Source organism: Clavibacter phaseoli (genome assembly GCF_021922925.1).
Lineage (GTDB): Bacteria > Actinomycetota > Actinomycetes > Actinomycetales > Microbacteriaceae > Clavibacter > Clavibacter phaseoli.
This window is the reverse complement of sequence record NZ_CP040786.1, coordinates 2,546,261-2,563,386: the sequence shown is the minus strand read 5'-3', so window position 1 is coordinate 2,563,386 and position 17,126 is coordinate 2,546,261. Positions and strand designations below refer to the sequence as shown.

The 17,126-nt window shown below is 74.2% G+C and carries 16 protein-coding genes; 11 read left to right on the top strand and 5 right to left on the bottom strand.

The window, feature by feature from the left end; translation table 11 throughout:
• Position 1: 1 nt before the first annotated feature.
• Genes FGI33_RS12035 through FGI33_RS12025 form a run of 3 tightly spaced genes read left to right on the top strand, consistent with a single transcriptional unit; the run spans position 2 to position 4,286 of the window.
• Positions 2-1,027, top strand: coding sequence for a carbohydrate ABC transporter permease (locus FGI33_RS12035; RefSeq protein ID WP_119434386.1), 1,026 nt, complete (start codon positions 2-4; stop codon positions 1,025-1,027).
• Entirely contained in the window at positions 1,024-1,929 is a 906-nt protein-coding gene (locus FGI33_RS12030; protein WP_119434387.1) for a carbohydrate ABC transporter permease, read from the top strand. Before FGI33_RS12035 ends, FGI33_RS12030 begins: the two co-directional genes overlap by 4 nt.
• Complete coding sequence (locus tag FGI33_RS12025) at positions 1,926-4,286, top strand: beta-xylosidase/alpha-l-arabinosidase (RefSeq protein WP_119434388.1); 2,361 nt, start codon at positions 1,926-1,928, stop codon at positions 4,284-4,286. Before FGI33_RS12030 ends, FGI33_RS12025 begins: the two co-directional genes overlap by 4 nt.
• Before the next feature lie 80 nt (positions 4,287-4,366).
• Here FGI33_RS12025 and FGI33_RS12020 read toward each other — a convergent pair whose 3' ends face one another.
• On the bottom strand, positions 4,367-5,215 hold the full coding sequence (locus FGI33_RS12020; RefSeq protein ID WP_119434389.1) for an SDR family oxidoreductase: 849 nt from the start codon (positions 5,213-5,215) through the stop codon (positions 4,367-4,369).
• Between the two features lie 86 nt (positions 5,216-5,301).
• On the opposite strand from FGI33_RS12020, the gene FGI33_RS12015 reads away from it, so the two are divergent.
• Complete coding sequence (locus tag FGI33_RS12015; protein WP_237581944.1) at positions 5,302-6,039, top strand: TetR/AcrR family transcriptional regulator; 738 nt, start codon at positions 5,302-5,304, stop codon at positions 6,037-6,039.
• Between the two features lie 24 nt (positions 6,040-6,063).
• Here FGI33_RS12015 and FGI33_RS12010 read toward each other — a convergent pair whose 3' ends face one another.
• Complete coding sequence (locus tag FGI33_RS12010) at positions 6,064-6,921, bottom strand: helix-turn-helix transcriptional regulator (RefSeq protein ID WP_119435582.1); 858 nt, start codon at positions 6,919-6,921, stop codon at positions 6,064-6,066.
• 101 nt (positions 6,922-7,022) lie between these two features.
• On the opposite strand from FGI33_RS12010, the gene FGI33_RS12005 reads away from it, so the two are divergent.
• Positions 7,023-7,703 (top strand): SDR family NAD(P)-dependent oxidoreductase, encoded by a 681-nt coding sequence (locus FGI33_RS12005; protein WP_119435581.1) that lies wholly within the window; start codon positions 7,023-7,025, stop codon positions 7,701-7,703.
• A 17-nt stretch (positions 7,704-7,720) separates the two neighbouring features.
• On the opposite strand, the gene FGI33_RS12000 is transcribed toward FGI33_RS12005, so the two are convergent.
• Genes FGI33_RS12000 through FGI33_RS11990 form a run of 3 tightly spaced genes read right to left on the bottom strand, consistent with a single transcriptional unit; the run spans position 7,721 to position 10,806 of the window.
• A complete protein-coding gene (locus FGI33_RS12000; RefSeq protein WP_237581943.1) occupies positions 7,721-9,139 on the bottom strand; it encodes an MSMEG_0567/sll0787 family protein in 1,419 nt (472 codons plus the stop codon).
• A 3-nt stretch (positions 9,140-9,142) separates the two neighbouring features.
• Entirely contained in the window at positions 9,143-10,264 is a 1,122-nt protein-coding gene (locus FGI33_RS11995) for an MSMEG_0568 family radical SAM protein (RefSeq protein ID WP_119434998.1), read from the bottom strand.
• Positions 10,265-10,275: 11 nt separating this feature from the next.
• Entirely contained in the window at positions 10,276-10,806 is a 531-nt protein-coding gene (locus FGI33_RS11990; RefSeq protein ID WP_116053568.1) for an MSMEG_0572/Sll0783 family nitrogen starvation response protein, read from the bottom strand.
• Positions 10,807-11,083: 277 nt separating this feature from the next.
• Between FGI33_RS11990 and FGI33_RS11985 the strand changes: the two genes are divergently transcribed.
• Genes FGI33_RS11985 through FGI33_RS11960 form a run of 6 tightly spaced genes read left to right on the top strand, consistent with a single transcriptional unit; the run spans position 11,084 to position 17,121 of the window.
• A complete protein-coding gene (locus FGI33_RS11985) occupies positions 11,084-12,001 on the top strand; it encodes a carbon-nitrogen hydrolase family protein (protein WP_119434999.1) in 918 nt (305 codons plus the stop codon).
• Position 12,002: 1 nt separating this feature from the next.
• Positions 12,003-12,329 (top strand): MSMEG_0570 family nitrogen starvation response protein, encoded by a 327-nt coding sequence (locus FGI33_RS11980; protein ID WP_237582474.1) that lies wholly within the window; start codon positions 12,003-12,005, stop codon positions 12,327-12,329.
• Positions 12,326-13,618 carry an MSMEG_0569 family flavin-dependent oxidoreductase gene (locus FGI33_RS11975; RefSeq protein WP_119435426.1) on the top strand — a complete coding sequence of 431 codons (1,293 nt, stop codon included), beginning with the start codon at positions 12,326-12,328 and terminating at the stop codon, positions 13,616-13,618. The genes FGI33_RS11980 and FGI33_RS11975 overlap by 4 nt, the downstream gene beginning before the upstream one ends.
• A gap of 9 nt (positions 13,619-13,627) precedes the next feature.
• Positions 13,628-14,488 carry a carbon-nitrogen hydrolase family protein gene (locus FGI33_RS11970; RefSeq protein ID WP_119435425.1) on the top strand — a complete coding sequence of 287 codons (861 nt, stop codon included), beginning with the start codon at positions 13,628-13,630 and terminating at the stop codon, positions 14,486-14,488.
• Between the two features lie 55 nt (positions 14,489-14,543).
• The gene (locus FGI33_RS11965) at positions 14,544-15,710 is read left to right on the top strand and encodes an MSMEG_0565 family glycosyltransferase (RefSeq protein ID WP_237581942.1); all 1,167 of its coding nucleotides are present in this window, start codon (positions 14,544-14,546) and stop codon (positions 15,708-15,710) included.
• A complete protein-coding gene (locus tag FGI33_RS11960) occupies positions 15,667-17,121 on the top strand; it encodes an AMP-binding protein (protein ID WP_237581941.1) in 1,455 nt (484 codons plus the stop codon). The genes FGI33_RS11965 and FGI33_RS11960 overlap by 44 nt, the downstream gene beginning before the upstream one ends.
• The last annotated feature ends 5 nt before the right edge of the window (positions 17,122-17,126 follow it).

Below are 17,126 nucleotides of genomic sequence, written 5' to 3'. Positions count from 1 at the left end.
CATGGCTATCCGCGAGAGCTCGCTCGACGAGCAGCGTCCCGCGGCTGATCCTGCACACCCCGAGGGCGGCGTCGCGACGACGCCGCCCTCGGCGGTTCGTGCGCGACGCCGCGGCCTCGGCTGGTCCGGTCGCCTCGAGGTCCTGATCCTCGTCGGCCCGGCCCTCCTCTTCTTCCTGGGCTTCGTCATCTACCCCGTGGTGATGGCGGCCTACTACGGCTTCTTCAGCTGGCAGGGCTTCGGCCCGCCCACGGTGTTCGTGGGCTTCCGGAACTACATCACGATCCTCCAGGACCCCACGTTCCACGAGGCGCTGATGCACAACGCCGTGATCGTGATCCTGTCGCTCGTGCTCCAGGGCCCGGTCGCGATCCTCGTGGCGCTCCTGCTCAACCGGAAGCTGCGCGGCCAGTCGATCATCCGCGTGCTGATCTTCGTGCCGTACGTGATCTCCGAGGTCGTCGTCGGCACCGGCTGGAGCCTCATGCTCCAGGGCTCCGGCGCGCTGAACGGCTTCCTCGAGAACGTCGGCCTGGGAGACCTCCGCCAGGACTGGCTCGCCAACCCCGACATCGCGATCTGGTCGCTCATGACGATCATCACGTGGAAGTACATCGGCTTCGCGGTGATCCTCTTCCTCGCCGGGCTCCAGGGCATCCCCGAGGAGCTGTCCGAGGCGGCCGCCATCGACGGCGCGTCGTACTGGCAGATCCAGCGGCGCATCACGCTGCCGCTGCTCGCGCCGACGCTGCGCATCTGGGCGTTCCTGTCGATCATCGGCTCGCTGCAGCTGTTCGACCTCGTCTACATCATCTGGGGCCAGTACATCTCCGCCACCGCGGGCACCTCGACCATGGCCACGTACCTCGTGGCCAACGGGCGCGGATCCGGCAACTACGGGTACGGCAACGCCGTCGCCGTCGTGCTGTTCCTCATCTCCCTGGTCGTCGCGCTCGTCTACCAGCGGTTCGTGCTCAACCGCGACACCGCCGGCGCCCTCACAGGCGCGGGAAGGAAGAAGAAGTGACCGCCGTCACCGCGGCTCCGCGCAACGCGGACCTGGATCCCACCTACTCGGCGAAGGCGCCGAGGCCCAAGCGGGCGAAGACCCCCGGCCAGGGCAACAACCCCATCCCGTACCTCGTCGCGGTCGTGCTGATCGCCCTGATGCTGACGCCCGTGGCGTACATCATCCTGGGCGGGTTCCGCACGAACGCGCAGATCACGACCGACCCGGCCGGCTTCCCGTCGCCGTTCCAGATCCAGAACTACCTCGACGTGCTCGGCGGCTCGATGTTCTGGCGGCAGGTGGGCAACTCGCTCATCGCGGCCATCGGCACCACGGTCGGCGCGGTCGTGCTCGGCCTCATGGCGAGCTACGTGCTGGCGCGCTACACGTTCTTCGGCCGGGGAGCGCTCTACGCGCTGTTCGCGTCGGGGCTCATGTTCCCCATCACGGTGGCCATCACGCCGCTGTACATCGTGATCCGCTCGCTCGGGCTCACGAACTCGCTGCCGGGGATCATCCTCCCGCAGATCGCGTTCGCGCTCCCGACGACGATCATCATCCTGGTGCCGTTCCTCCGGGCCATCCCGGACGAGATCCAGGAGGCCGCGTTCATCGACGGGTGCAGCCGCATCGGGTTCTTCTTCCGCATGGTCGTGCGGCTGTCGATGCCGGGCGTCATCACGGTCGGCATCCTCGCGTTCATCGGCAGCTGGAACAGCTACCTCCTGCCGCTGTTCCTCCTGAGCGACGCGTCGATCTACACGCTTCCGCTCGGCGTGCAGTCGTTCTCGTCGCAGTACTCGGTGGACACGGCCAAGGTGCTCGCGTTCACGTCGCTGTCGATGATCCCGGCACTGATCTTCTTCTCGATCTTCGAGCGCCGGATCGTCGGCGGTCTCACCGGCGCGGTGAAGGGGTGACCGGGGCGGAGACGACCCCGGCGCCCGGCGCGGTCGTGCTCCCCGAGGTGTCGGAGCGCGTGCGCGAGCTGCACGCGCGCATGACCCTCGAGGAGAAGCTCGCGCAGATCGTCGGCTACTGGGTCGACCAGGGCGGCGAGGTCGTCGCGCCCATGCAGGGCGAGATGGCCACGACCGGCAGGTACGAGGAGGCGACCGAGCACGGCCTCGGGCACCTCACCCGCGTGTACGGCACGCGACCCGTGGATCCGGTCGAGCGCGCGTCCTGGCTGTGGGCCGAGCAGAGGCGGCTCCAGACGGAGACGCGGCTCGGGATCCCCGCGCTCGTGCACGAGGAGTGCCTCACCGGCCTCGCCGCGTGGCAGGCCGCGACCTTCCCCACGCCGCTCGCGTGGGGCGCGTCCTTCGACCCGGGCCTCGTGGAGGAGATGGCCGCGCTCATCGGCGGATCGATGCGGGAGCTCGGCGTGCACCAGGGCCTCGCTCCCGTGCTCGATGTGATCCGCGACGCCCGCTGGGGCCGCGTCGACGAGTGCATCGCCGAGGACCCGTACGTCGTCGGCACCATCGGCACCGCGTACGTGAAGGGCCTGCAGTCGGCCGGGATCCACGCCACGCTCAAGCACTTCGTCGGCTACTCGGTCTCGCAGTCCGGTCGCAACCACGCGCCCGCGCACGTGGGCCCGCGCTTCGTGGAGGACGTGCTGCTGCCGCCCTTCGAGATGGCGGTGCTCGACGGCGGCGTGCGCTCGGTCATGAACTCGTACGCGGAGATCGACGGCGCGCCCGTCGGCGCGACGCCCGAGTACCTCACCGACGTGCTCCGCGGGCGCTGGGGCTTCGACGGCGTCGTGGTCTCCGACTACTTCTCCGTCGCCTTCCTCCAGGTGATGCACGCCGTCGCGGGCGACCGCGGCGAGGCGGCCGAGCTCGCGCTCGCCGCCGGTATCGACGTGGAGCTGCCCACCGGCGACGCGTACCTCGCGCCGCTGGCGGAGCGGATCCGCGCCGGGCTTACCGACGAGTCGCTCGTCGACCGCGCGGTGCTCCGCGTGCTCGACGAGAAGGAGGAGCTGGGGCTCCTCGACGCGACCTTCGACGCGCCGCCCACCGAGATCGACCTCGACACCCCGGCCCACCGGGACGTCGCGCGCCGGCTCGCGGAGGAGTCCGTGGTGCTGCTCGCCAACGACGGCACGCTGCCGCTCGCGGGCGGCGGACGAACGGCTCCCGGACGCATCGCGCTCATCGGCCCCAACGCCGACAGCGCCGAGGCGCTCATGGGCTGCTACTCGTTCGCGAACCACGTGCTCGCGCACCACCCGGGCACGCCGCTCGGGTTCGCGATCCCGACCGTCGCCGAGGCGCTCCGCGTGGAGCTGCCCGACGCGGAGGTCGTGCTCGCGCACGGCGCCGACGTCGAGGGCGACGACCGCTCGGGCTTCGACGCCGCGGTGGAGGCCGCGCGCGGATCCGACCTCGCGGTCGTGGTCGTCGGCGACCGGGCGGGCCTGTTCGGCCGCGGCACGGTCGGCGAGGGCAACGACGTCGAGAGCCTCGAGCTGCCCGGCGTGCAGCGCGAGCTGGTCGAGGCCGTGCGCGCCACCGGGACCCCCGTGGTCGTGGTGCTGCTCACCGGCCGGCCGTACGCGGTGGCGTGGGCCCTGGAGGGCGCGTCCGCTCCGGCGGCCGTGCTCCAGGCGTTCTTCCCGGGCGAGGAGGGCGGATCCGCGATCGCGGGCGTCCTCTCCGGCCGGGTGTCGCCGTCGGGCCGCCTGCCGGTGTCGCTCCCGCGGTCCGCGGGCGCGCAGCCGTTCTCGTACCTGCACCCGATCCTCGGGGGCCCCTCGGAGGTGACGAGCGCGGATCCCACGCCCGTCCTCCCGTTCGGGCACGGCCTCGCGTACACGACCTTCGCGCGCACCGACCTCCGGGTCGAGACGGACGAGGTCCAGGCGGGGGAGGCGTTCACCGCGACCGTCGAGGTCCGCAACACGGGCGACCGCGACGGCACCGACGTCGTGCAGCTCTACGCGCGCGACGTGCAGGGCAGCGTCACCCGGCCCGTCGCCCAGCTGCTCGGCTACCTGCGGCTGGACCTCGCTGCCGGCGAGTCCGCGCGCGTCACGTTCCGGGTGCCCACCACCCGCCTCGCCCTCACGGACCTGCGGTACCGCCGCGTGGTCGAGCCGGGCGCGGTCGAGCTGTGGGTCGGGCCGTCGAGCGCCGTGAAGGAGACGGAGGCCGCGATCGCGATCACCGGATCCGCGCACCACGTCACCATCGCGGACGAGCGGTACGTCGGCACGTCCGTCGAGCGCGTCGGCGTCGCCGAGCGGGTGCTCGAGCCGAGCTGATCCCGACCGCACGACGGAGCCCCGGCGCCGCGTCCTCGAGACGCGGTGGCCGGGGCTCCGTCGTGGGCAGCACCCGCGGGTCAGGCGCGCGCGAGGTGGTCGCGCACGGTCTCCGGCTCGCGGCCGAGCAGCTCGGCGAGCAGCGGATCCGTGCCCGCGAAGAAGCCGCCGGCCGCCGCCAGCGGCAGGGTGATCAGGAAGCGCGCGACGGCCTCGGGCGTGCCCGCCGCGACGAGCCCGGCGATCCAGTCCTCGGGGTCCACGAGCTCGAGGCGCACCTCGCGGCCCAGGACCTCCGATGCCTGCTCCGCGACCTCGGCCATGGTCGGCGCCGCGCTCGCCGTGAGGGTCACGGGTCCGTCGAGCGGCGCGTCGCCGAGGAGGATGCGGGCGGCGCCCTCGGCCGCGTCGGCGCGCGAGGTCCAGGAGACCGGGCCGTCGGCGGGCACGCGGATCACGCCGGTCTCGCGCCACGCCCCGAGCAGCAGGTCGACGCTGTGCAGGTAGAAGCCGTTGCGGAGCGCGGTCCACGGGACGCCGGAGTCCGCGAGGATCCGCTCGGTCGCGATGTGGTCCCGCGCGGGGCCGAAGGGCGAGTCCTCGGCGGCGCCCTGGTGGCTCGTGTAGAGGATCCGGCCGACGCCGGCCGCGGACGCCGCCTCGACGGCGGTGCGGTGCAGCGCCACGGCGTCGGCGTGCGGGTCGTTGGAGGACACCAGCAGGAGCTGGTCGGCGCCCGCGAAGGCGGCGGGCAGCGAGGCGGGGTCGGCGTAGTCGCCGCGGCGAACCTCGACGCCGCGGTCGGCGAAGGAGCGCGCCCCCGCGGGATCCCGGGTGACGACGACGAGCTCCGTGGCGGGGATGCGCGCGAGCAGGTGCTCGGCGGTGGCGCCGTTGAGCGCGCCGGTGGCTCCGGTGATGGTGATCATGGATCTGCCTCTCGTGGTAGCGGTGATAACAGATGCACGGTAGCACGGGAAGCAGCGCGCTAACACGCGTGCGTTATCGTCGTTCCATGACCGTCGAGACCTCCGCCCCGGCCGACGCGCGCGCCGGGACCCGCGATCGCATCGTCGGCGTCGCCGCCGACCTGCTGCGCGCCGAGGGCCGCGCCGCCGTCACGACGCGCGCGGTCGCCGAGGCCGCCGGCGTGCAGGCGCCCACGATCTACCGGCTCTTCGGCGACAAGGAGGGCCTCCTCGACGCCGTCGCCGAGACCGAGATGACGCGGTTCGCCGCGACCAAGGCCGTCGTGATCTGCGCGGCCGCCGAGGGCGCCGTCGACGCGGTCGACGACCTCCGCGCGGGCTGGGACGCGACCATCGCCTTCGCGCTCGACAACCCCGAGCTGTACGCGCTCATGAGCGACCCCGCCCGCGGGGAGGGCTCGCCCGCCGTGCGCGCCGGCGTCGCGCTGCTGGAGGAGCGCGTGCACCGCGTCGCCCTCGCCGGGCGCCTGCGCGTCGCCGAGCCGCTCGCGGTCGAGCTGATCCACGCGGCCGCCACGGGCGCGCTCCTCTCCACGATCCGCCGCCCGGCCGCGCAGCGCGACCGCGGGCTCGTCGACGCCATGCGCGACGCGGTGCTCGACAGGATCCTCACGCCCCTGGAGCGCACCCGCGCCCGGCGCGAGCCCGGCCTCGTCGAGCGCGCCGTCGCCCTCCGTGCGCACGTGGCCGACGCGGACCGTCTCAGCGCCGGCGAGCGGGCGCTCCTCGCGGAGTGGCTCGACCGGATCGCCGCGGCGCGCTGACCCGGATCCGTCCGGCCGGCGCCGTCAGGCCCCCGCCACCTCCACGGGCGCCGTCGTCAGCGTCTGCAGGCCGGTGACGCGGAGGAGGTCCAGCCGCGCCTCGTCGGTGCTGCCGGGCTCGGCCGTGTAGACGACGATGCGGAGGTCACTGCCCGGCACCGAAAGGGTGTCGCAGTCGATCGTGATGGGGCCGACCGCGGTGCGCGTGACGGTCTTGCGGCTCGACCGGTGCTCGGCGACGCGCGCCTCGCTCCAGCGGCGCGCGAACTCCGGGACCTCGGCACGAAGGCGGGCCACGAGGCGGGCGAGCGCGTGGTCGTCGGGGTAGCGGCCGACGGCGGCGCGGAGGTCGGCCGTGAGGTCGCGCGCGAACTCCTCCTCGTGCACGGGGTCGAAGTCGGTGCCCGTGTGCCCCTGCGTGAAGTAGGTCCAGACGAGGTTGCGGTCCCAGCCGGTGCGCGTCGACGGATCCCCGTTGAGCGCCGCCCACAGCGGGTTCCAGAGCAGCATGTCGTGCGTCGCCGTGAACACCGCGATCGGGACGTCGCCGAGCCGGTCGACGATCCGGTGCACGCCCGGGGTGATGTGCCGCGGCACCTCGCCGCGGCCGGGCGGGGCGACGCCCGCGACCCGGTGCAGGTGGTCGCGCTCGTCCTCGGTGAGCCGGAGCGCGCGGGCGAGCGCGCCGAGCATCTGCGGCGACGGGTTCACCGACCGGCCCTGCTCGAGCCGCACGACGTAGTCGACGCTCACTCCGGCCAGCGCGGCGAGCTCCTCGCGGCGGAGGCCCGCGGTGCGGCGGTGGGATCCCGCGGGCAGGCCCACGTCGGCCGGCTGCACGCGCTCGCGCCAGGAGCGGAGGACGCTCGCGAATTCGGTCATGCCCCCATCCTCCGCGCTGGCGGGCGCATCAGCCTGGTACCGCCGGTCCTCCCGTCGACCGGTGCCTGGGCGACGCGGCGGGCGGGGCGCAGGCTCGATGCATGACCACCACACTGATCACCGGATCCAACCGCAGCCTCGGCCTCGAGACCGCCCGCCGCCTCATCGAGGCCGGCCACACCGTCTACGCCGGCATGCGCGACACCGCCGACGGCGACGCCGCCCGCGCCCTCGGCGCCCACCCCGTGCAGCTCGACGTCGACGACCAGGCGAGCGTCGACCGCGCGATGTCCGAGCTGCCCGAGCTCGACGTGCTCGTCAACAACGCCGGCATCCTCGGGACGTCGTTCGGCGTCGACGACCTCAGCCCGGAGGCGATGTCCGCGGTGCTGCAGACCAACGTCGTCGGCATCGTCCGGGTGACGCAGGCGGCGCTGCCGCTGCTGCGCGCCTCCGCCGCGCCCGTCATCGTGAACGTCTCCTCGGGCGTCGGCTGGCCGCGCGCCCTCCGCGGCGAGGGCACGGACGAGAGCCACGTGCTCGCGATCCCGTACGCGGCGTCGAAGGCCGCCGTGGTCACCGCCACCGTCCAGTACGCGAAGAACCTGCCGGGCTTCCGGGTCAACGCCACCGACCCCGGATACACGGCGACCGACTTCAACGGCAACAGCGGGCACCAGACCGTGACCGAGGGCACCGACGCGACCGTCGCGATGGCGCTCGTCGGGCCCGATGGGCCGACCGGCGAGTTCCACAGCCGGCACGGGCGCATCGAGTACTGACGCCCGCCGCCCCCGGTTCAGGCCGCGCCGAGGCCCGTGACGCCCGCGGCGACCGCGGGCGTCACGACGCCGTCCGGCCAGCGGAGGCCCACCCCGGGCTCGGCGGTCAGCCAGCCGATGCGCGCGGTCGTCGCGTGCGGCGACGCCATGCGCGAGGCGCCCGGGGCGTCCGCGGTCAGCATCCCGAAGCCGGGGAAGCAGGTGAGCCAGTCGCCCATCGCGACGTCGGCGGATCCGGGTACGGGCACGTCCGCGACGTCGACCACCGCGCCCGTGCCGCTGGCCTCCGCGAGCATGCCGGCGGTGCCGACGATCCCGGCCATGCTCACGTCCTTCGCGGCGGCCGGGCGGGCGCGCGCGACGGTCGCGGCGAGGTCGCGGAGCTCCGCGGGGGAGCGCCCCTCGGTCGAGTTCCACTGCGCTCCGCGGTGGCCGGACCGCCAGGATCCGGACACGTCGACCGTGAGGCTCAGGGCCTGGCCGGCGGAGCCACCGCCCCCGGGGACCGGATCGGCGGTCCTGCCGAGGGCGGTGACGCTGAGGGCGGCGGGCACGCCGAGCTGCGTGTGCCCGCCGAGGATCGGGACGCCCCAGGCCGCGGCGCCGCGGCGGACGCCGGCCATCACGCGGCGGACGGACGCGGCGTCGCGTCCCGCCACGGAGTCGAGGAGGCCCACGGGGGTCGCGCCCATCGCGCTGAGGTCGTTGACGTTGACGAGCACGCCGCACCAGCCGGCCCACTCCGGATCCCGCTCCACCATGGAGGGGAGGATCGCGTCGCAGGCGGCGATCACGTCGGTGCCGGGCACGGGGGCGCCGTCGTCGCCCACCCAGCCGGGCCCGCCGAGCGCGGCGCCGAGGGCGTCGGGGTCGCCGGGCGCACCGGGCTCGAGCACCGCGGCGAGGTGCGTCTTGGTCTGGTCGACGAGCCGCTGGATCCGGCCGATGGGCCAGCGCATGGTCACGTGCTCGACGCCGCCGACGACCGCGGTGCCGGTGGGGATCCAGCCCAGCCGCCGGAAGAGCACCGCGCTGCGCGCCTGCACGGTCGCGTCGAAGCGCAGCACGCCGGCCTGCTCCGCGTGCACCGCGGCGGCCCGCACGAGCGCCGAGCCGACGCCGCGGATCTCGCGCGCGCCCGGCGCCACGACCAGCCGCGACCCCGTCCACCAGCCGATGTCCCGCGCGCCGACGGGCGCGAGCCGCACGCCGCCGACGACCTCGCCCGCGGTGCGCGCCACCAGCACGACCGTGCGCGGGTCCTCGTCGAGCGCGTCGAGGTCGGTGCCCGCGAAGATCCCCTGCTCCTCGACGAACGCGTCGTGCCGGAGGCGCCGGTACGCGTCGAGGTCGCGCCCCTCGGCCTCGGACACGAGGAACGCCGGCGCCGACCGGACGACCGGCGGGCCCATGAGGGCGGGGACGTCGAGGAGCACGGATCAGCCTCCGGCGGTCTGCAGGGCGGAGCAGGCGCCGCAGGCCGCGCAGCCCGCCTTCTGGTCGGCGCCGCGCATCCCGGCGGCCTGGAGCGCGCGCGAGACGCGGAACGTCACGTCGCGGAGCACGGATCCCTCGGGCGCGGGGACGTGGTCGACGTCCGTCGCGAGCGTCCCGCGCAGCGGCCGGAACGGCACGATGAAGGGGTAGACGCCCATCTCGATGAGCTCCTGGGCCCCGGCGACCATCTCGTCCGGATCCTCGCCGAGCCCCACCAGCAGGTAGGTGGAGACCTGGTTGCGGCCGAAGACGCGCACCGCCTCGCGCCACGCGGCGCGGTACTCGTCCATCGAGACGCGGGACTTGCCCGGCATCCAGCGGCGGCGCACGTCGTCGTCCATCGACTCCACGTGGATCCCGATGGAGCGCGCGCCGGCCTCGTACAGGTCGGTGATGGTCGACAGCTGCGCGGGCGGCTCGCACTGCACCTGGATCATGAGGTCGGGCACGGCCTCCTTGATCGCCCGGACGCAGCGCGCGAGGTGGGTGGCCCCGCGGTCGCGACCGTTGCTCGTGCCCGTGGTCATGACCATCTGCTCGACGCCGTCGAGCCGCCAGGCCGCCTCCGCGACCTCCGCGAGCATGGCCGGCGTCTTGACCGCGATGGTGCTGCCGGAGGCGAGGCTCTCCTCGATGGAGCAGAACCGGCAGCGCTCCGACTCGTCGTACCGCACGCAGGTCTGCACCACCGTGGTGGCCAGCACCTTGGCGCCGTGCAGGCGCGCGATCTTCTCGTAGGAGACGCCGTCCGCGGTCTCGAGGTCGTAGAACCGGGGCCGGTCGACCGCGTCGACCTCGTAGCCCGTGTCCTCGCCGTCGAGCAGCAGCTTGCCGTCGTCGACGAGGTAGGGGCTGTCCGGGTTCGCCGGCACCGCGGACTGCAGCCCGCGGAACATCACGTGCCCGTCGTCGCTCGGCCCGGCGCCACCCTCACGGTGAACGGGCGCGGCGACGCGGATCCCGCGGATGGCGATGTCGACGCGCGTGGTGAGCGCGGCGGCGTCCGCATCCGCGTCTGCCTGCCGGGCGCGGCTCGGCGTCGCGGTCCCTCTCGTGATGGTCATGGGCGCACCGGTCAGACCATGTACGTGCTGTTGATGATGGCTCCCTTGCGGGCGTAGTGGATCACCGCGTCCTGCACGTCGAGCGGGTGGCACGGGATCACGCCCGCGATGAGGTCCTCCTCGCGCGCGCCGTGCAGCGCGAGGCCGAAGCGGCAGCAGAAGACGGTGCCGCCCTCGGCGATGAACGTCTCGAGCGCGTTGTTGATGTTGTTCTCGCCGGGGAACCCGTCGGCGCCCGTCGTGGGGAAGCCGCGGTTGGCGATGGCGTTCAGGGATCCGGGTCCGTAGAAGTACAGGACGCTCGTGAATCCCTTGCGCAGCGCCCGGGTGGCCTGCAGCACGGCGACGAAGCTCACCGACGACTCGTGCGCGATGCCGTGCACGAGCTGGAAGTAGTAGTCGTCCTTGGTGGCGGTGTAGTCGGGGAAGATCTTCGTCGACCCGTAGATGCTGCTGCCCTTCGGCAGCGAGGGGTGCGCGATCTCCTCGCGCGACCTCTCGATGTTGTCGAGGATCTGCTGGTCGATGTCGGCGTCGCTCATGGTGCTCTCCTTGGCGGTCGATGGAGCGGAGGTCGGGGTCTGGCTCGAGTCTTCGGTCGTGCTGTTGCGGGCGGATTACAGCGAGAATTCGATCTGCTACCCCATGTCGGCGGTCGGAGCGGGAATGCCCGGTCGTCTGTGGATTCGGGTCCTACGGATGGCGCGCGCGAAACGAGATCTTGTTCCGAGCGAAACCAAGCGGAAACACACCGTGGCCTTGACTGGGCCCCACGCGCAGGATCCTGCGCCGACCGGATCGACCCCCTCAGGAGGCACGATGTCGACGACCGTCGCCGCCGTCTCGGCGAACTTCACCCGGGATCTCGAGCAGAACTACGCGCTCATCGCGAGCCTGATCGCCGAGGCCCGGGAGAGCGGCGTGGAGCTCATCGCGTTCCCGGAGGCCGCGATCGGCGGCTACCTCTCCTCGCTCGGCAACCACGGCGACACCCTCAAGACCACGAGTCGTTCGCTCCCTCCGGCGATCCGCCTCGACGGCCCGGAGATCCGGCGCGTGCAGGAGATGGCGGGCGACATGGTCGTGTGCATCGGCTTCTGCGAGCTCGACGACGACGGCGAGACGCGGTACAACGCGGCCGTCTGCCTCGACGGATCCCGCATCCACGGCTCGTACCGCAAGGTGCACCAGCCGCTCGGCGAGGCCATGTCGTACTCCGCGGGCGACGTCTTTGCGGCGTTCGGCACCCCGGTCGGCCGCGTCGGGATGCAGATCTGCTACGACAAGGCGTTCCCCGAGGCGGCCCGCTCGCTGGCGATGGACGGCGCCGAGATCATCGTGAGCATGTCGGCCTGGCCGGTCGCGCGCACGGCGACCGCCGAGGACCTGCAGCAGGATCGGTGGACCTACCGGTTCAACCTCTTCGACTCCGCGCGGGCGCTCGACAACCAGGTGTTCTGGATCGCCTCGAACCAGGCCGGGTCGTTCGGCTCGCTGCGCTACGTCGGCAACGCCAAGGTCGTGGATCCCGGCGGCAACGTGCTCGCGACGACGCTGCTCGACGCGGGGCTGGCCATCGCCGAGATCGACGTGGAGGGCACGTTCCGGGCGATGCGCGGCGGCATGTTCCACCTGCGCGACCGCCGGCCCGACGCGTACCGGACCGGCGAGGGCGTCCCCGCCGCCGGCCTCCCCGCCGCCGGCCTCCCCGCGGAAGAGGCGCTGGCCCGTGCCTGAGATGACCTTCCGCGTGCGCTGGCCCGACGGATCCGAGGCCGACTGCTACTCGCCGAGCCTCGTGATGCACGACCACCTCGCCGCCGGATCCGAGTACCCGCTCGACGACTTCGTGCGCCGGTCCACCGCGGCGCTGCGCGTCGCGAGCGAGCGGGTGCGGGCGAGGTACGGATTCGCGTGCACGTCCGCGATGCAGCAGGAGGAGGAGATCCTCCGGGCGGCCGCGGGCTTCGACGGCGGGACCGTGGCGGTGCTGCGCATGGAGCCGCCGCTGCCGGCCGATGCGACCGCGACCGCGAGCGCGACCGCGACGGGGGCCGGCGCGTGAGCCGCGCGACCCGCGTCGTCGACGGCGCGCGCGTGCCCGTCGCCGTGGTGGGCGGCGGCCAGGCCGGGCTCTCGATCAGCTGGCACCTCACGCGCCGCGGCGTCGACCACGTGGTGCTCGAGCGCGACCGCGTCGGCCACGACTGGGCGGACCGCCGCTGGGACGCCTTCACGCTCGTCACGCCGAACTGGCAGTGCCGGCTCCCCGGGTACCCGTACGCGGGGGACGACCCCGACGGCTTCATGACGCGCGACGAGGTGCTCGCGTGGATCCGCGGCTACGCCGACTCCTTCGACGCGCCCGTGGTCGAGGGCGTGCTGGTCACCCGGCTGCGCGAGGCGGCCGCGGGCGGCTTCGAGGTCGTCACCGACCAGGGCACGATCGTCGCGGAGCAGGTCGTCATCGCGACGGGCGGCTACCACCGGCCCGTGCTCCCGGCGGCGGCCGCGCGGATCCCCGACGGCATCCGGCAGGTGCACTCCGCCGACTACCGCTCGCCCGAGGCGCTCCCCGAGGGGGCCGTGCTCGTGGTGGGATCCGGCCAGTCCGGCGCGCAGATCGCCGAGGACCTCCACCTCGCGGGCCGCCAGGTGCACCTCGCCCTCGGATCCGCGCCCCGCTGCGCCCGCCGGTACCGCGGCCGCGACTGCATCGCCTGGCTCGAGGACATGGGCGTGTACGACATCCCCGTCACCGCGCACGTCGGCGGCCTCACCAAGCGCGAGTCGACCAACCACTACATGACCGGGCGCGGCGGCGGCCGCGACATCGACCTGCGCGCCTTCGCCCGGGACGGCATGCGCCTGCACGGGCGCCTCGCCGGCGCGGAGGGCACGCGGCTCGCCTTCACGCCCACCGTCGAGGCGTCGCTCGACCACGCCGACTCGGTGATGGAGTCGATCAAGGACGACATCGACCGGCACATCGCGCGCTCCGGCATCGACGCGCCGACCGAGCCGCGGTACGTGCCCGTCTGGCGGCCGGAGCGCGAGGAGACCGGGCTCGACCTGGCCGAGGCCGGGATCACGAGCATCGTGTGGGCGGCCGGCTACCGGTCCGACTACTCGTGGGTGCAGGTGGGCGCGTTCGACGGATCCGGGCACCCGATGCACCAGCGCGGATCCAGCGCCGTGGCCGGCCTGCACTTCCTCGGCCTGCCGTGGCTGCACACGTGGGGATCGGGGCGCTTCGCCGCGATCGCGCGCGACGCCGAGCACCTCGCGGACCGGATCGAGGAGGGCGCGGCGGACCGGACGCCCGCCGGGGTGGGGGCGGCCTGGTCCGGCTAGCCTGTCGCCATGGCCGAGATCACGATGGGGGCGGTCGCGGCGCACTTCGGGCGCGACGTCGAGCGGACGCTCGCCAAGCTCCCCGGCATGATCGACCAGGCCCGCGAGCGCGGCGTCGATCTGCTGGTGCTCCCGGACGCGACCATCGGCGGCTACCTGCTCGACATGGAGCACCCGGGGCCGGATGCGCTCCCGCCCGCCGTGGAGCTGGACGGCCCGGAGGTGCGGGCCGTGACCGAGATGGCCGGCGACATGACGGTGTGCTTCGGGGTCGCGGAGCGCGCGCTCGAGGGCGGCGAGGAGATCCGGTACAACAGCGCCGTCTGCGTGCAGGGCGGTCGGGTCCTCGGCACGCACCGCAAGGTGCACCTGCCGCTCGGGGAGTCGGAGGCGTACAGGGCCGGATCCGCGTTCGCGGCGTTCGACACCCCCGTGGGGCGCGTCGGCATGATGATCGACTTCGACAAGACCTTCCCGGAGTCGGCGCGCACGCTCGCGCTCGACGGTGCCGAGATCCTCGCGTGCCTGAGCGCGTGGCCGGCCAGCGTCACCGACCGCTCCGACCGGCTCCGCAACGACCGGCAGGCGCACCTCTTCGACCTCTACGACTGCTCGCGCGCGGCCGAGAACCAGCTCTACCTCGTGTCGTCGAACCAGACCGGCGTGCTCGGGGGCCTGCGGTTCCTGGGGCAGGCGAAGGTCGTGGATCCCGCCGGCGAGATCGTCGCGAAGACGTGGGCGAAGGGCGGCCTGGCCGTCACGACCGCGGACGCGTCGTCGGACATCGCCCGCGCCCGGCGCACGATGCACCACCTGCGCGACCGGGTGCCGGCGGCCTACGCGCCGACGCCCGCGCCCGCCGCCGGCTGACCCGCCGATCCCCGACCCCGACCCGCCGCCCGCCGACCCACCCGAGGAGCGCCCCGTGCGGATCGCCCTGCTGACCTACTCCACCAAGCCGCGCGGCGGGGTGGTGCACACGCTCGCCCTCGCGGAGGCGCTCGCCCGGCGCGGGCACGACGTCGTCGTCTGGACGCTGGGGCGCGGCGGCGACCGCGCATTCTTCCGCGAGGTCGACCCGGCCGTGCGGATCCGCGTGGTGCCGTTCGCCGCGCGCGACGACGAGACGGTGGGCGAGCGCATCGTCCGCTCGATCGCGACCATGCGCGCGGCCTTCGCCGCCGCGCGCCAGGCCGAGGCCTACGACGTCGTGCACGCGCAGGACTGCATCTCGGCGAACGCGGCCGGGCCCTGCATCCGCACGATCCACCACCTCGACGAGTTCACGACGCCGGAGCTCGTGCGCTGCCACGACGCCGCCGTGCGGGAGCCGATCGCGCGGCTGTGCGTGTCCGCCGCCGTCGCCGCGGAGGTCGAGGCGGGCTGGGGCCTGGTGCCCACGGTGATCCCGAACGGCGTCGACGGCGCGCGCTTCCGGGCGGCGGCGGGTCCCGCGGGCGCCGAGGACCGCGACCGGATGCGCGCCGCGCTGCGCGAGCACGGCGTGGATGGCGACTACGTGCTCGCGCTCGGCGGCATCGAGCCGCGGAAGGGCAGCGTCGACCTGCTCGAGGCGTTCGCGCTGCTCCGTGCGTCGCGGCCCGGCCTCCGGCTCGTGTTCGGCGGCGGCGAGACGCTGTTCGACTACCGGGCGTACCGCGAGGCGTTCGACGCGCGCGCCGCCGAGCTGGGGATCCGGCCGGTGATCCTCGGGGTCGTCGACGACCCCGACGTCCCGCCGCTCGTCGCCGCGGCCGGCGCGCTCGCGTTCCTCTCGACCAAGGAGGGCTTCGGCCTCGCCGCGATGGAGGCGCTCGCCGCGGGGGTGCCCGTGGTCGCGCGCGACCTGCCCGTGCTGCGCGAGGTGTTCGGGTCGTCCGTGCTGTTCGCGACGGATCCGGCGGGCGCGGCCGACGCCCTCGCCGCGGCGCTCGACGGGCGCGCGCCCGACCCGGCGGGGGGCCGCGCGCTCGCCGCGTCCCACGACTGGGACGACGTGGCCCGCCAGCACGAGGCGTTCTACCGGGCGACGGGGACGGAGGGCGACGGTGGCCAGGCAGTCGATCTCGCGGATCATCTCGGGTCTCGCTGACGCGGATCCCGACCGCGTCGTCGTGCGCGACGACGCCGGGGCGCTCACCGCGCGCGAGCTCGACCGGGCGTCGAACCGGCTGGCGCGTGCCTACGCGGACCTCGGCGTGGGCCAGGACGACCGGGTCGCGATCGCGCTGCCGAACACCCGCGAGATGGTCGTGGTGTGCGCGGCCGTGTGGAAGGCCGGCGCGACGCCGCAGCCGATGTCGACCGGGCTCTCCGCCGAGGAGCGCGCGCACGTCGAGGACCTCGCCCGGCCCGCGCTCGTGGTCGGCGCCGAGTCCACCCGGAATGGCGTCCCGTCCGTGCCCGCCGGCTGGGTGCCGCCGGCCGGGCTCGACGACGGACCGCTGCCCGACGCCTGGGCGCGCAGCTGGAAGGCGCCGACCTCGTCGGGATCCACCGGCCGCCCCAAGGTCGTCGCGACCACCGCTCCCGCGCTGCTGGATCCGACGCTCCCCGTGGCGCCGTACCTCCCGCTCGACCAGGTGCAGCTGGTCACGGCGCCGCTCACCCACTCGGCCGCGTTCACCTACGCGTTCCGCGGCCTCATGACGGGCCACGCGCTCGTGCTCCTGCCGCGCTTCGACGAGCGACGGGTGCTGGCCGCGATCGCCGAGCATCGGATCACGTGGACGCTGCTCGTGCCGACGATGCTGCATCGCCTGCTCCGCCTCCCCGACGACGAGCGGCGCGCGGCCGACCTGTCGAGCCTCCGCACCGTGCTGCACCTGGGCGCCCCGTGCCCGCCCGGCGTGAAGCGCGCGACCATGGACTGGATCGGGCCCGAGCGGCTCGTCGAGGTCTACGCGGGGAGCGAGTCGAACGGGATCCTCACCATCCGCGGCGACGAGTGGCTACGGCACCCGGGCAGCGTCGGGCGGCCCGGGGCGGGCACGGCCGTGTCGATCCGCTCGGCCGAGGGTCGCGAGCTGCCCGCGGGCGAGGTCGGCCGGATCTGGATGCGCCGCGACGGCGGGCCGGCCTACGCGTACCTCGGCGCCGGATCCGCCCGCACCCCCGACGGCTGGGACACGCTCGGCGACCTCGGGCGCGTGGACGCCGAGGGGTACGTGTTCGTGCTCGACCGCGCCGACGACGTGATCCTGCGGGGCGGCGTCAACGTGCACCCCGCCGAGGTCGAGCGCGTGCTCGAGCAGCACCCGGCTGTGCGCGGCGCGGTCGCGTTCGGCGTGCCGGACGACGACCTCGGCCAGCGCGTCGAGGCCGTGGTCGACGTCGCGGACGCGGAGGTCGACGCCGCCGAGCTGCTCTCCTGGGCCCGCGCCCGGCTCGACGCGGAGCGCCGCCCGGCCGCCGTGCGCCTCACCCGGACGCCCGTGCGGGACGACGCCGGCAAGGCGCGGCGGCGGGCGTACGCGCGGGCGGCGGTCGACGCGCGCGACTGAGATCC

Excerpts from the sequence above, each read along its gene's own strand:
- FGI33_RS12035 (WP_119434386.1), top strand. The coding sequence starts at position 2 with ATGGCTATCCGCGAGAGCTCGCTCGACGAGCAGCGTCCCGCGGCTGAT.
- FGI33_RS12020 (WP_119434389.1), bottom strand. The coding sequence starts at position 5,215 with ATGATCACCATCACCGGAGCCACCGGCGCGCTCAACGGCGCCACCGCC.
- FGI33_RS12015 (WP_237581944.1), top strand. The coding sequence starts at position 5,302 with ATGACCGTCGAGACCTCCGCCCCGGCCGACGCGCGCGCCGGGACCCGC.
- FGI33_RS12010 (WP_119435582.1), bottom strand. The coding sequence starts at position 6,921 with ATGACCGAATTCGCGAGCGTCCTCCGCTCCTGGCGCGAGCGCGTGCAG.
- FGI33_RS12005 (WP_119435581.1), top strand. The coding sequence starts at position 7,023 with ATGACCACCACACTGATCACCGGATCCAACCGCAGCCTCGGCCTCGAG.
- FGI33_RS11995 (WP_119434998.1), bottom strand. The coding sequence starts at position 10,264 with ATGACCATCACGAGAGGGACCGCGACGCCGAGCCGCGCCCGGCAGGCA.
- FGI33_RS11990 (WP_116053568.1), bottom strand. The coding sequence starts at position 10,806 with ATGAGCGACGCCGACATCGACCAGCAGATCCTCGACAACATCGAGAGG.
- FGI33_RS11985 (WP_119434999.1), top strand. The coding sequence starts at position 11,084 with ATGTCGACGACCGTCGCCGCCGTCTCGGCGAACTTCACCCGGGATCTC.
- FGI33_RS11980 (WP_237582474.1), top strand. The coding sequence starts at position 12,003 with ATGACCTTCCGCGTGCGCTGGCCCGACGGATCCGAGGCCGACTGCTAC.
- FGI33_RS11970 (WP_119435425.1), top strand. The coding sequence starts at position 13,628 with ATGGCCGAGATCACGATGGGGGCGGTCGCGGCGCACTTCGGGCGCGAC.